The organism is Herbaspirillum sp. Her3 (assembly GCF_057961275.1).
In genome coordinates this window covers 4,478,990-4,492,632 of record NZ_CM176328.1, presented here as the reverse complement: position 1 = coordinate 4,492,632, position 13,643 = coordinate 4,478,990, and the positions used below count along the sequence as shown (strand labels likewise).

The 13,643-nt window shown below is 64.4% G+C and carries 11 protein-coding genes; 6 read left to right on the top strand and 5 right to left on the bottom strand.

Annotated elements, in window-relative coordinates; all coding sequences use genetic code 11:
• Positions 1 to 190 precede the first annotated feature (190 nt).
• The gene (locus ACVC5H_RS20525) at positions 191 to 1,078 is read left to right on the top strand and encodes a LysR substrate-binding domain-containing protein (RefSeq protein WP_489619579.1); all 888 of its coding nucleotides are present in this window, start codon (positions 191 to 193) and stop codon (positions 1,076 to 1,078) included.
• 17 nt (positions 1,079 to 1,095) lie between these two features.
• On the opposite strand, the gene ACVC5H_RS20520 is transcribed toward ACVC5H_RS20525, so the two are convergent.
• From ACVC5H_RS20520 to ACVC5H_RS20510, 3 genes are all read right to left on the bottom strand, one after another.
• On the bottom strand, positions 1,096 to 1,995 hold the full coding sequence (locus ACVC5H_RS20520) for a hypothetical protein (RefSeq protein ID WP_489622738.1): 900 nt from the start codon (positions 1,993 to 1,995) through the stop codon (positions 1,096 to 1,098).
• Positions 1,996 to 2,062: 67 nt separating this feature from the next.
• Complete coding sequence (gene cls / locus ACVC5H_RS20515; protein ID WP_489619578.1) at positions 2,063 to 3,481, bottom strand: cardiolipin synthase; 1,419 nt, start codon at positions 3,479 to 3,481, stop codon at positions 2,063 to 2,065.
• Between the two features lie 221 nt (positions 3,482 to 3,702).
• Positions 3,703 to 6,252, bottom strand: coding sequence for a PepSY domain-containing protein (locus ACVC5H_RS20510; protein WP_489619577.1), 2,550 nt, complete (start codon positions 6,250 to 6,252; stop codon positions 3,703 to 3,705).
• Positions 6,253 to 6,565: 313 nt separating this feature from the next.
• Between ACVC5H_RS20510 and ACVC5H_RS20505 the strand changes: the two genes are divergently transcribed.
• Both ACVC5H_RS20505 and ACVC5H_RS20500 read left to right on the top strand, forming a co-directional pair.
• Positions 6,566 to 6,940 (top strand): type II toxin-antitoxin system RelE/ParE family toxin, encoded by a 375-nt coding sequence (locus ACVC5H_RS20505; RefSeq protein ID WP_489619576.1) that lies wholly within the window; start codon positions 6,566 to 6,568, stop codon positions 6,938 to 6,940.
• A 34-nt stretch (positions 6,941 to 6,974) separates the two neighbouring features.
• The gene (locus tag ACVC5H_RS20500; RefSeq protein ID WP_489619575.1) at positions 6,975 to 7,301 is read left to right on the top strand and encodes an XRE family transcriptional regulator; all 327 of its coding nucleotides are present in this window, start codon (positions 6,975 to 6,977) and stop codon (positions 7,299 to 7,301) included.
• 255 nt (positions 7,302 to 7,556) lie between these two features.
• On the opposite strand, the gene ACVC5H_RS20495 is transcribed toward ACVC5H_RS20500, so the two are convergent.
• Both ACVC5H_RS20495 and ACVC5H_RS20490 read right to left on the bottom strand, forming a co-directional pair.
• Complete coding sequence (locus tag ACVC5H_RS20495; protein ID WP_489619574.1) at positions 7,557 to 8,402, bottom strand: alpha/beta hydrolase; 846 nt, start codon at positions 8,400 to 8,402, stop codon at positions 7,557 to 7,559.
• 32 nt (positions 8,403 to 8,434) lie between these two features.
• A complete protein-coding gene (locus ACVC5H_RS20490) occupies positions 8,435 to 9,349 on the bottom strand; it encodes a LysR family transcriptional regulator (RefSeq protein WP_489619573.1) in 915 nt (304 codons plus the stop codon).
• Between the two features lie 234 nt (positions 9,350 to 9,583).
• Between ACVC5H_RS20490 and ACVC5H_RS20485 the strand changes: the two genes are divergently transcribed.
• From ACVC5H_RS20485 to fahA, 3 genes are read left to right on the top strand one after another with little or no spacing between them, the layout of a single operon-like run.
• On the top strand, positions 9,584 to 10,927 hold the full coding sequence (locus tag ACVC5H_RS20485; protein ID WP_489619572.1) for an MFS transporter: 1,344 nt from the start codon (positions 9,584 to 9,586) through the stop codon (positions 10,925 to 10,927).
• On the top strand, positions 10,924 to 12,261 hold the full coding sequence (gene hmgA / locus ACVC5H_RS20480; RefSeq protein WP_489619571.1) for a homogentisate 1,2-dioxygenase: 1,338 nt from the start codon (positions 10,924 to 10,926) through the stop codon (positions 12,259 to 12,261). The genes ACVC5H_RS20485 and hmgA overlap by 4 nt, the downstream gene beginning before the upstream one ends.
• The gene (fahA, locus tag ACVC5H_RS20475; RefSeq protein WP_489619570.1) at positions 12,258 to 13,604 is read left to right on the top strand and encodes a fumarylacetoacetase; all 1,347 of its coding nucleotides are present in this window, start codon (positions 12,258 to 12,260) and stop codon (positions 13,602 to 13,604) included. Before hmgA ends, fahA begins: the two co-directional genes overlap by 4 nt.
• Positions 13,605 to 13,643: the final 39 nt, after the last annotated feature.

The following is a 13,643-nucleotide window of genomic DNA, read 5'->3' as shown; positions in this document are numbered from 1 at the left end:
GTGAGCAACAGCGGAGACAGAGCGGATGCGCGAGTGCGCATGCTGCCCGGCTACCGCAAGGCAGGCAGGGCAGGTGAGCATGTCTCCGTTTTTGTTCTGGAATGCATGGTCGGACTTTCCTCGCCTGACGACAAGCGAAGTCTCGTCATGTTAAAGTGACAGATCATCATCTTAGCTCCGGAGCCCGTCCATGGCCGTTCTCCCGCCTTTGCCCAACCTCCAGGCCTTCGAAGCAGTGGCCCGGCGCAAGAGTTTTGCGCTGGCTGCTGCCGAACTGCACCTGACGGCTTCGGCGGTGAGCCATCAGGTGGCGCGGCTGGAGTCCTATCTCGGCATCCGCCTGTTTGAGCGCAGCGCGCATGGCGTGCGCATTACCACTGCGGGGGAGAGCTACCTGGCGCGCATCCAGGGCGCGATCTCGGCCATCACGGCGGCCTCCATGGATGTGCGCCAGGGCGTCAGCAACACGCTCTACATCCATTCCGCCCCCAGCATTGCCAGCCTGTGGCTGATGGCGCGGCTCAATGATTTTGCGCGCAGCTATCCGGAGATCACCTTCAACCTCTCGGCGGCGCATTCGCAGAGCAATTTCGAACTGGGCGAGGTGGACATCGACATCCGTTACGGCATTCCCAACTGGCCCGGGCTGGTGGTGGAGCCGCTGTTCGAGGAACGCATCGTGCCCCTGGCCAGCCCGGCCTTCATCCGGGAATACAGGCTCAGGAAGCCGGCTGACCTGCTGGGCGTGAAGCTTATCCGCAGCAACGTCAGCGTGGTGCAATGGACCGACTGGTTCGGGGAGTTTGCCGACGTGCGTGCGCCGGAGCAGTTCGCGGTGCGCTTCGACCGCGCGCAGATGTCACTGGATGCCGCCACCCAGGGGCTGGGCGTGGCGCTGGAGAGTGCGACCGTGGCCGCGCGCCATATCGAGGAAAAGAAACTCAAGCCCATCTTCGGGCTGGAGCGCGCCATCAAGGTCAAGGCGCACTTTGCAGTCTATCCGGCGCACCATGCGCGGCGGCCGGCGGTGGCGGCGTTTCTGGAATGGCTGCGGGAGCAGGCCGGCGGCCAGGCTTGAGCCGATGAGCAGAGGGGCTACTGCATGGCCTTTTGCTGGCGCGCGACTTCCTTGCGCTTCATCGTGAGATAGTCCTCCCGCGTGAGCTCATGCAACTGGCGGGGATATTGTTCGGTGGCCCCGTACCAGGCCGCCAGGCGCTTTTCCAGGCGCTCTGCGGGCGGGGCGTCCAGGCCGGCGAGATAGGCATCGATGGCCAGGTAATAGCGCATGGTGTTGCGCTCCACCGTGGCCCGGCTGCCCGAGACGTATTGCGGCTGTCCGTTGGCCTCGCGCTTGACGATGCTGAACCCCACCTTGTCGCGGCCCACCGTCATGAGGTAGGCGCGCAGCGCCAGCTTGCTGGCCATGCCATAGGAATAGGCATAGCTGAAATGCAGGAAGGAGCGCTCGCCGTCCAGCGGAATGGCTTCGATCTCGATGCGGTAGTTGGAGGTGTCCAGCGGTCCCTTGTCGGCCAGCATCGAGGAAGAGAAATAGTCCGCTGCGCTGATACCGCCGTGGTAGCGCAGGTCCACGCGATAGGTATCGTCGAGTTCCTGCTCGGTCTTCTTGCCGACCTGCATGCGCAGGGTGGTCTTGCCGCCTTCGCGCAGGAGCCGGCAGTACTTGGTGTTGAGGTGCAGGATCAGGATGTCGCACCAGTGCTCGGGACTGTCCAGCGACGCGCGCACCTGGGTGAAGGGATAGTCCAGCACGGCGTAGATGTCGCCCTTGACGGTACTGCCGTCCTCGCGTGAATTCAGGTAGAGCGGGCGGTGGTAGGCATTGTTGTTGAGTTCGCCCTGCAGCTCTTCATGGCGGCTCTTCATGGCCGCCGCACCGGTCTGGGTTTGCGCCTGTGCCTGCATCCAACCGCAGGCCGCCAGCGCCAGGGCGGCGGCCAGGATCAGATGCAGGCTCAGGCGGGACAACATGGATCGCACGGCGGACTCCTCTTCAAAATCGGCTCAATCGTTCACTTTTTTCGTCGTTCCAGCACGCTCAAAGCAGGCGGGACCAGACGCTGGCGCCAAATTCCTTCATACGCTCGCTAACCGGCCGCTGGTCCCATTGTTCCTTTGTGATCTCCCTGGAGGCGCCAAGATCCCGGTCGAACATGCTTTTCATCTGCACGCCGAATTGCGGGCTCAGGATCACGGCATTGATCTCCTGGTTGTAGACGAAGCTGCGCCAGTCGAGGTTGGTCGAGCCGATGGTGGACCAGACCCCATCGATCAAGGCGGTCTTGGAATGCAGCAGCGCATCCTGGCGTTCGTAGATGCGGATGCCGGCCTCCAGCAGTTCGCTGTAGAAGGAGCGCGAGGCATAGAGCACCAGCGAGGAATCGCTGTGCGAAGGCAGGATCAGGCGCACGTCCACGCCGCGCCTGGCCGCATCCTTGAGCGAATCGCGCAGTTGCGGGTCGGGCACGAAATAGGCGTTGGTCAGGTAGATCGAGCTTTCCGCATGCTGGATGGCCGAGATGAAGGTGGCATAGATGACGCTGTAGGGATCATCGGGCGAACTGCCGATGGCGCGCACGATCTCGTTGCCCGCGGCGGCCACGGGCGGGAAGTAGCGGTGCTCGCCGAGATCAGGCCCACGCTGTTTGGTCCAGGTGTCGATGAAGAGCTTCTGGAATTCCAGCGCCACCGGACCATCGATGCGCACCTGCGTATCGCGCCAGGGGATCTGCTCGCCATCCTTGTTCACGCGCGGCTTTTTCTTGCGGGTGCTGAAGGAGCCGCTGGAATAGACGCTGCTGATGTTGATGCCGCCCACGAAGGCCGTCTTGCCATCGACCACCAGCAGCTTGCGGTGATCGCGCTGGTTGACTTCCCAGTCCTTGCGCACCTGGGTGGGATTGATGGGGTTGTATTCCAGCACGTGGATGCCGGCATCGATCATGGGCTGGAAGAATTCGCGCGGGGTATTGATGGCGCCCACGCTGTCATACATCAGGTTGACCTGGACACCCTTCTTTTGCATGGCGATGAGCAGGTCGGCAAACTGGTGGCCGACCTCATCGTCTTCCATGATGTAGGTTTCCATGTTGATGTGGTAGCGCGCCGCCTGGATGGCCTGCTGCATGGAGGCATAAGTGGCCGGACCGTCGATCAGGAGCGTGACCTTGTTGCCGGTGACCAGGGGCGATCCGGTAATCGCGCCTTCGATGGCCACGTGCCGGTCCAGCAGGGTGTTGTCTGCGTTGCGGGCGCGCAGCTTGTCGAGCACGGCCTTGGCCTGCGCCTCCGAGAGCACGCCGCGTCCGCCCTTCATCTGGATGGTGCGGGCCGATTGCGTGTCCATGTCGGGCACGATGGTGGGGAGCGAGCTGCAGGCCGCCAGCAGCAAGGAGCTCAGCAACAGCAGGAGCCAGGCGGCGGACCAGCTCCTCCAGGGCATGTTCTTGTTGGTCATGGAAGGGTCCCGGTTGGGCGCTGCCATGGACCTGTACACCTGTGTGGCGTCGGGTGGGCAACGCTGTGCGGTCGAGTATATGCCCCGCCGCACGGCCATTGCACAGCCGCAGGCACGAATCGGAACTGTCCTACAGACGAAAGCGGGAGCTGCCTACAGGAGGGGGAAGAGGGTGTTGCATCCTTGCCGGAGGGGGGCCGAGCGCCCTCCGGCCGAGCGGATCAATAGACGTCGCGGCGGTAGCGGTTCTGTTCGATCAGGGCATGCAGGCCGGACTCGCCCAGCAGGTCCGTCAGTACCGCATCCACACCAGCGGCCATGCCATCGAGACTGCCGCAGACGTAGAGCACGGCGCCCTGGTCCAGCCACTGGCGCAATTCATCCGCCGCTTCGCGCAGGCGGTCCTGTACGTAGATGCGTTCGGCCTGGTCGCGCGAGAAGGCCAGGTCCAGGCGCGTCAGCCGGCCTTGTTCCAGCCAGGCCTGCAATTCTTCGCGATAGAGGAAATCGACACGTTCGTTACGTTCTCCGAAGAGCAGCCAGTTGCGTGCGGGCGTTTGCGCATGCTGCACGCGTGCACGAAGATGGCCGCGCAGTCCGGCCAGGCCCGAACCATTGCCGATGAAGATGGCCGGGGTCGCGGCAGGCACCGGCGCGAAGCTGGCATTGTCGATCAGACGCAACTGCACGGTGGCATCGATGGGCGCAAATTCGGTCAGCCACCCGGAGGCCAGGCCGAGTCCATCTTCATGCTGGACCTGGCGCACCAGCAGATGTACGGCGCCATCCTGCGGCACCGAGGCCACCGAATACGAACGCGGCGCCAGCGGTTGCAGCTGGTCGGCCAGGGCCTGCGCCTGGCGCTCGGGATGGGGCGGCAGGACGCTGCCGGCCAGGGCCTCGGCCAGCGTGCGTTCGCTGCCCAGGTGTTTCACGATGACGCTGCCATCCAGTTGCAGGCGCTGCAGCAGCAGGGCGACGCGATCCGGGGCGTGGCGCGGCAGGATTTCCACCAGCGCGCCGGCTTGCCACGCGGGAGGGCTGCCGTCCTGCGTCTGCAATTCCACGTGATACAGCGGCGCACCCTGGCTACCGGGATTCATGAGCACACGGCGTGTCAGCGTCCATGGCTGCCAGGCCGGTGCCGTGGTGGGCAGGATGTCGGTCACGCTGGCCTGCAGGCCGTGGGCGGCCAGTTCGCTCTCCCACTTGCGCAGGGCGGCGCCGGCCATGCGGTCCACTTCCACCAGCGGGAACAGGGGTTTGGCACCGCACTGGCGCAGGCCGTGGTCGAGCGTATGGCCGAAGCCGCAGAACTGCGCGTAATGGCGGTCGCCCAGGGCCAGGATGGCGTAGTGCACGTGGGCCAGCGATTGTCCGGTCGCCTGGCGCAGGCGCTTTTCGAAGCCGCGTGCGCTGTCGGGTGCATCGCCTTCGCCGAAGGTGCTGGCGATGAAGAGGATGCGGCGGTGATGGCGCAGGCTCTCGGGCGTGCTCTGCGCCAGGGATTGCAGATGCACGGCCACGCCGCTGCGGCGCAGGGCGGCAGCGGTATGCAGGGCGATGCGTTCGGCCTGGCCGGTCTGGGAGGCGTAGGCCACCAGCACCGGCTCGCCCTTGGTGGCCGTCGCCGTACCCTCCAGGTGGGCGCGTTCGGCGCGCAGCGCGGCTTTCTTGCGGCGGCGGTCGAGGTAGAGCATCCAGCCGGTGATGCCGAAGAGCGGCATCATCAGGCTGGCGATGGCCATGATGATGCGGCCTGGCAGTCCGAAGTACGTGCCCATGTGCAGCGGGTAGATGGCGGCGATGAGCTTGCCGCCGTTGCGCTTGTCTTCGTAGCGTTCCAGTTGGCGGATCTCGCCGCTTTGCGGCAGCACCACCATGCGGCTGCGTGCGCGCTCGTGGGGCGCGTCGTGATCGAGGAAGAAGATCTGCAGCGGCTGCGTTCCCTGCTCCGGCAGGCGCAGCTGGGCGCTCTGGTAATCCGGAGCCTTGGCGAGGAAGGCGCTCCAGGCCCGGGTCAGGTCCAGCGGCACGGCCTCGTCACGGCCTGGCTTGTGCTTGCCTTCGCCGCGTTGCATGGGCGGGCGGCGGCTCTCGCCGGCCAGCGTGTTGACGCCATCCCGGAACCAGTCCAGGCCCCAGTAGGCACCGGTGGTGGCGAAGATGACGTACATCACCAGCGACCAGGTGCCGATGACCGAATGCAGGTTCCAGAGGAAGGAGCGTCCCTGCAGCTGGAAGTCCAGCCGCAGCCATGCGCGCAGCGACAGCGGGCGGCGCGGCCAGCGCAGGTACAGGCCCGAGAGCGCCAGCATCAGCAGCGATAGCGCCAGAGTGCCCAGGATGATCTTGCCGATCTCGGTGGGCAGCAGCAGCCAGCGGTGGAAGCGTTCGACGACTTCGAAGAAGGCCGCGCCCGTCACCGGCGGCAGCAGTGCGCCGGTATAGGGATCGGCGTAGCGCGCTTCACCGCGCCGCATCCCCGGAGGCGGCGCAAACACCACGCGCGCCGAGGCACCCGGTTCGTTGGTGAGGGTCAAGGCGGCGACGCGCTGCCCGGGGGCGGCCTCATGCAGCTTGTCCAGCAGTTGCTGGGGCGTGAGCGTGGCTTGCTGGCGCACCTGAACGTGCATCACGCCGGGGCTGAGCGCGTCCATGATTTCCTCGCGGAAAGACAGGACGGCGCCGGTCACGCCGATGGTCATCAACAGGGTGCCGGCAGTGATGCCGATGAACCAGTGCAACTGGAACCAGATCTTCTTGAACATGTGTCAGTAGGGCGGCGATGGGCGCGCGTGCGCCTTGTTGGTCTTGTCTGCCGGGCTGCGATGGGGGCGGCTGGCGGGTCAGGCCGCTATTATAGTTCAGATGAAAATGATTCTTATTGTTGTCTTGGTCGAGCCACTGTAACTGCCGGTACACAAAAGACTTCGAGCTTTCCCGCCAATTTTCAAACGGGAAAAGATTTTCCTGCAGGACTGGCTACTCTGGCCAGCCACGCCAGCAGCGGCGTTGGTCTGAAAACGCCCTTGCCATTCGCAAAAAATCTTTTAACGGAATATTCCTTTGGAGGAATATCGCATGCAATGCGAGGTAGAATACACCGATGAATTCGGACACTGGTGGGAACAGCTTGACGAAGCAGAGCAGATCTCGGTCGACGCCTACGTTGGCCTGCTGGAGAAAAACGGACCTGCTCTTCGGTACCCATACTGTTCCGCAATTCTTGGTTCCCGGCACGCACATATGAGAGAGCTCCGGGTCCAGCATGCAGGAAGGCCCTATCGGGTGCTCTATGCATTTGATCCGTTCAGGCATGCGATTCTTCTGATCGGCGGCGACAAGACGGGAAACCAGCGTTGGTACGAGCAGTATGTCCCGCTTGCGGACAAGCTCTACGACATTCATCTCGAGACATTGATGAAGGAGGCAATCAATCATGGCAAGGAAATTTAGCGAACTGCGCGCCGGCATGCGGCCGGAAGCACGAATGCAGGCGCAGGCGAGAACAGAATCCCTGCAGACCAGCATCAAGTTGCAGGCGCTGCGCAAGAGTCTGAAGGTGACGCAGGCCAACCTCGCCTCCAGCCTGCAGGTTCAGCAAGCTGCCATCTCGAAAATGGAAAATCGGGATGATCTGCTGGTGAGTACCGTCATGGATTTCGTGCGCGGCCTGGGTGGCCAGCTGGTGTTGACTGCCACTTTTCCGGGAAACAAGACCTTCGACCTGACGCCTGAACCGGTGAAAGTACGACGCAGCAGCATTGCCGTGTCAGAAAAGCCGCGTGCCAGCCTGCGTCGAGGACGCAAGGCCTGATCAGGCTAGGGCCTGTTCACACTTAATCTGCGAGATGCGTTGCCCCCAGAAGGCGTGCTGGCAAGGCGCGCGTCAGGGCTGGTGGTGGTGCCACCAGCCCTGACGCGCGCCTTGCCAGCACGCCTTCTGGGGGCAACCCTCCGGGAGAGGCCGCCAAGCGTCGCCTGCCGTTGTTGCAGCTCCTTGCCGTGGCACCACCACGGCGCGTCGCTGCGCCTAGGCAGTCAACGCTTGGCGACCTCTCGCACTCGCAGATTAAGTGTGAACAGGCCCTAGCATCATCTTGATCATCGTCCGCGTCAGCACACTTCCCGCATCCGCAGCCACATCCACCACGCTCAGATGATGCTGCTGCGGCAGCGGCACCACTTCCACGGCATGGCCTGACTGGCGCAGGGTGGCGGCATAGAGGTCGCGCTGGCGCAGGAATTCGGCGGACTCCTGTTCCCCCGCACACAGCAGCGCCTGCACCCCATTGGGCATGGCCAGCAGTTGGGGGCTGGCCTGTTGGGCGTCCGAGGGCGACAGGTGCAGTACCTCGTTCAGATAGCTCAGACGCACCGGTTCCAGGTCGTAGATACCGCTGATCCCGCACACGCCGCGCACCGGCGCTGCACCCAGCGAGGCGATCAGCGCGGCCAGATGCGCACCGGCGGAGTGGCCCATGAGCCAGATGGCATCCGGATCGAAGCGCAGCGCGGCCGCCTTGCCGTAGAGCATGCGCAGCGCGCGCCCGCAATCGGCAGCGATGTCGCCCATGCGCACCTGCGGCGCCAGGCGGTAATTGATCAGGGCCACGTTGATGTCCTGCGCCAGGTAGGGCAGGGCGATCTGGCTGAACTGGTGCTTGTCCAGCGAACGCCAGTAGCCGCCATGAATGAACACCAGCAAGGGCCGGCCATTGCTGCGTCCGGGGAAGAAGTCCAGGGTCTGCAGCGCTTCTTCGCCATAGGGCAGGTCGGCCAGGTGCGGATGCGCTTGCCGTGCAGCTTCTCCTTCGCGCGCGAAGCGGTCGAACCAGGTCTGGAAATCGCTGATGTGCAGGCGCACGTTGTACTGCTGGTCCAGGGCTTCGCGGTCATGGTCGCGGTAGATGTTCATCTCTCTTCTCCCTTGCCTTGCGGGGCTAGTAGTCATTCGGCAAAATGCGCCGAGATCAGGTTGCGCAGCCAGACATTGCCCTCGTCCTGATTGTAGCGGCGATGCCAGAACATGTTGGTCTGCAGGGCCGGCAGGCGCAGCGGCGGTTTGATGCACCGTAACCCGAACGGCGCGGCGGCGCTCTCGGCCAGCTTGCGCGGCACCGTCACCACCAGCGCCGTGGTGCTGACGATGTAGGGCACGGCCGTGAAATGCGGCACCCGGAAGCGTACGCTGGGCAGGATGCCGGCTTTTTCCAGGTTCTGGTTGATGCGGTCATAGGGACTCTCCTGCGAGGACACCATCAGATGCTCGGCCGCCAGGAATTCCTTCAGGCTGACCTCGCCGCGCTTGTCCAGCGCGTGGCCGATGCGGAACATGCTCACGTATTCCTGGCGGAACAGGCGCCGCTGGTAAAGCGCTTCAGAGAGGTTGTCAAAGGCGCCGATGGCCAGGTCCACCCGGCCGGCTTCCATCTCGCTCTTGAGATCGATGGCCCCGGCGCGCACGGTCGAAATACGCACACCCGGCGCCACCTCGGCACAGGCCTCGATCAGGCGCGGCATGAAATACACCTCACCCACGTCGGTCATGGCAATGGTAAAGACGCGCTCGCTGCTCTGTGGCGCAAAGCCTTCCTGCAGGTTGAGAGCGCGTGCCACTTGCTGCAGCGCCGCAGCCACCGGCTCGGCCACCTGCTCGGCAAAGGGCGTGGGCTGCATGCCTTGTGCCGTGCGCACGAACAGTTCATCGCCGAAGCTGCGCCGCAGCCGCGCCAGCGCATTGGACACCGCCGGCTGCGACAGCCCCAGCCGGCGCGCCACCGAGGAGATCTGGCGTTCCTGGAATACCTCCTGGAAAACCACCAGCAGGTTGAGGTCGATGTCGCGCGGTTCGATGAGGGCCATGGTCGGAGTCAGCAGGACAGTCAGCCTGCGTGCGCTGCAATATTCATGAAATGAATGGATCGTATTTTCGTATTTATATCGTAAAAGACTGTCGATTGCACTACAGTGACGTCGCGACAAGACCTGCCCGCAGACGGCCAGGGGAGCTGCCATCGACATCATTGTCAGCCTCATCGGCGCAAGCATGGCAGCCAACACAACTAAAAAAACGTAAAGACAGACGAGGAGAAAACGATGAGTACCCACGCAAGTGGCGCTCTGCCCACGGTCCATGTGGACCAGGTGGTGGAGCAGGGCCGGTTTGGCCCTTTCCAGTTCAGCCTGTTGCTGCTGTGCGGCCTGTGCCTGATCATCGATGGTTTCGACGTGCAGGCCATGGGCTACGTGGCTCCGGCCATCATTGCCGATTGGGGCGTGAGCAAGGCCAGCCTGGGGCCGGTGTTCGGCGCCGGCCTGTTCGGCATGCTGCTGGGCTCGCTGGTGCTGACCCCGGTGGGTGACCGTTATGGCCGCCGCCCGGTGCTGATCGTGTCCACGCTTTTCTTTGCGGCCTGCATGCTGGCTACACCGCTGGTCAGCACCATTGATCAGCTGCTGATCGTGCGCTTCATCACCGGTTTCGGCCTGGGCAGCATCATGCCCAATGCGATGGCGCTGGTCGGTGAATTCAGCCCGCAATCCTCGCGCGTGACGCGCATGATGCTGGTGTCCTGCGGCTTCACCGTCGGTGCTGCTGCAGGCGGCTTCGTCAGCGCCGCGCTGATCCCGGCGCACGGCTGGCATGCAGTCTTCTGGGTCGGCGGCGCGGTGCCGCTGGTGCTGGGCCTGGCGATGCTGGTGTGGCTGCCGGAATCGATCCAGTTCCTGGTGCTGCACCGCCGCCCGCGTTCACAGGTGGCGCGCTGGCTGCGCAAGCTCGACCCCACCATCCACATCGATGACAAGACCGAGGTCGTGGTCAAGGAAACCAAGGCCGAGGGCATGCCGGTCGCGGCCCTGTTCCGCGATGGCCGCGCGGGTGTCACGGTGCTGCTGTGGCTGATCAGCTTCATGAACCTGATCAACCTGTATTTCCTCTCCAACTGGCTGCCCACGCTGATCCGCGATGCCGGCTATTCCACCAGCATGGCCGTGCTGATCGGTACGTCACTGCAAGTCGGGGGCGTGGTCGGCACGCTCAGCCTGGGCCGCTTCATCAACCGCTTCGGCTTCACCCGCGTGCTCGGTACCTGCTTCCTGCTGGCCTGCGTCTCCATTGCGCTGATCGGCAAAGTAGCCGCGATGCCGGCCTTGCTGTTCCTGGCGGTGATCGTGGCAGGCTTTTGCATCGTCGGCGGCCAGCCGGCCGTCAATGCGCTGGCCGGTACCTTCTATCCGACCACGCTGCGTTCCACCGGCATCGGCTGGGCGCTGGGCATCGGCCGCATCGGCTCGGTGGTCGGCCCGGTCATCGGTGGCCAGCTGATCGCACTGCAGTGGAGCAATGCGTCGCTGTTCATCGCTGCGTCCGTGCCGGCCCTGGTCTCGGCGCTGACCATTGCCCGTTTGCATCGTACTTCCCGAGGAGTGTCCGCATGAATACCGTCACCGATTCTTCCGTCAGCCATCACGTGCATACGCGCGGCTACCAGTCCGGCTTTGGCAACGAGTTCGCCACCGAGGCGCTGCCGGGCACCTTGCCGGTGCACCAGAATTCGCCGCAGCAGGTGGCTTACGGGCTGTATGCCGAACAGATTTCCGGCACCGCCTTCACCGCACCACGCAGCCACAACCGCCGCTCCTGGCTGTATCGCATCCGTCCGGCGGCGGTGCATCATCCCTTCGAACCGATGGAGCGCGGCCTGCTGGTGAGCCACTTCGACGAGGTGGCCGCGCCGCCCAACCAGCTGCGCTGGGATCCGCTGCCCATGCCGACCGTGCCCACCGATTTCGTCGAAGGCCTGGTCACCATGGCCGGCAATGGTTCACCGCAAGCCCAGAGCGGCTGCGCCATCCACCTGTATGCAGCCAATTGCTCGATGACCGATCGCTTCTTCTATTCGGCCGATGGCGAACTGCTGATCGTGCCGCAGCTGGGCCGTCTGCAATTGCGTACCGAGCTGGGCGTGATCGATATCGAACCGGAAGAGATCGCCGTCATTCCGCGCGGCGTACGCTTCCAGGTGCGGCTGCCCGATGGCGAGGCGCGCGGCTACATCTGCGAAAACTTCGGTGCGCTGTTGCGCCTGCCGGACCTGGGCCCGCTGGGTTCCAACGGCCTGGCCAACCCGCGCGATTTCGCCACGCCGCACGCCTGGTACGAAGACCGCGAGGGCGACTTCCAGCTCATCGCCAAGTTCGGCGGCAACCTGTGGCAGGCCAGGATCGGCCATTCTCCCCTGGACGTGGTGGCCTGGCATGGCAACTACGCGCCCTACAAGTACGACTTGCGCCATTTCAACACCATCGGCTCGATCAGCTACGACCATCCCGATCCGTCGATCTTCCTGGTGCTGCAGTCGCAGAGCGATACGCCGGGCGTGGACACCATCGACTTCGTGATCTTCCCGCCGCGCTGGCTGGCCGCGGAACACACTTTCCGTCCGCCCTGGTTCCACCGCAACGTGGCCAGCGAATACATGGGCCTGATCACCGGCCAGTACGATGCCAAGGAGGGCGGCGGCTTTGTGCCCGGCGGCGGCAGCCTGCATAATTGCATGAGCGGCCACGGACCGGACGCGGCCACCTTCGAGAAGGCCAGCCGCATCGATACCAGCAAGCCGAACAAGGTCGATCACACCATGGCCTTCATGTTCGAGACCCGCAACATCCTTTGCCCGACCCGTCATGCCCTGGCTGCGCCGACCTTGCAGCGCGACTATCAGGATTGCTGGCTGGGCATCCAGAAGAACTTCAACCCGGAGCGCGCATGAGCCTGCCTAGCCTGAAACTGAACGAAACCCACGATCCCGCCCTGCGTAGCTGGGTTGACAGTGCCAATGCAGAAAACTGCAGCTTTCCCATCCAGAACCTGCCTTACGGCGTGTTTCGCCGCGTCGGCAGTGAAGAAGCGTACCGCGCAGGCGTAGCCATCGGCGACCAGATCCTGGACCTGCCCGCTGCCCAGGCGGCGGGCGCCTTCTCTGGCTTTGACGAGGCCACCCGCGCAGCGGCTCACGCAGCCTGCAGCGGCAGCACCCTCAATGCCCTGATGGCACTGAACCCGGCCGCGTGGTCGGCGCTGCGCCTGGCCTTGTCGCGCCTGCTGCGCAGTGGTTCGGCGCACCAGACCGAACTGGCCGCCTGCCTGGTGCCGCAGGCCCAGGCCGGGTACGAGGTGCCGGCTGTCATCGGCGACTACACCGACTTCTACACCTCCATCCATCACGCCACCACGGTGGGCAAGCTGTTCCGTCCGGACAATCCGCTGCTGCCCAACTACAAGTGGGTGCCCATCGGCTATCACGGCCGGGCTTCGTCCATCGCCGTCTCCGGCCAGCAGTTCCGCCGTCCGGTCGGCCAGACCAGGGCGCCCGATGCCGAGACGCCCAGCTTCGGTCCCTGCAAGCGGCTGGATTACGAACTGGAGCTGGGCATCTTCATCGGCGGCGGCAATGCCCTGGGCGAGCCGGTACCGATGCAGCAGGCCGAGGACAAGGTGTTCGGCCTGTGCCTGTTGAACGACTGGTCCGCCCGCGACGTGCAGGCGTGGGAGTACCAGCCGCTCGGTCCCTTCCTATCGAAGAGTTTTGCGTCCACCATCTCGCCGTGGATCGTCACGCTGGAAGCGCTGGCTCCCTACCGCTGCTGCTGGACGCGCCCGGCCGAAGATCCGCAGCCGCTGCCCTACCTGGATGCACCGACCTTGCGCGAGAGCGGCGCCTTCGACATCGAACTGGAAGTACTGATCCAGACCGCCGCCATGCGCGCAGCCGGCAGCGCGCCGCAGCGGCTCTCGCTGGGCAACTATCGTGACGCCTACTGGACCGTCGCGCAGCTGGTCACGCACCACACGGTCAATGGCTGCAACCTGCGTCCGGGTGACTTCTTCGGTTCCGGCACCCTGTCCGGACCGACGCCGGACCAGGCCGGTTCGCTGCTGGAACTGAGCTTGGGCGGCAAGACGCCGCTGACGCTGGCCAATGGCGAGAAGCGGGTGTTCCTGGAGGATGGCGATACCATCATCCTGCGTGCCGTGGCTCGTCGTGACGGCCTGCCCAACATCGGCTTCGGTGAGGTGGCCGGCACCGTGCTGCCCGCGCGCAGCCTGGCCTGATCCGATCTTTCAGTCCTCAGTCTTGAAGGAAAGAAGCGC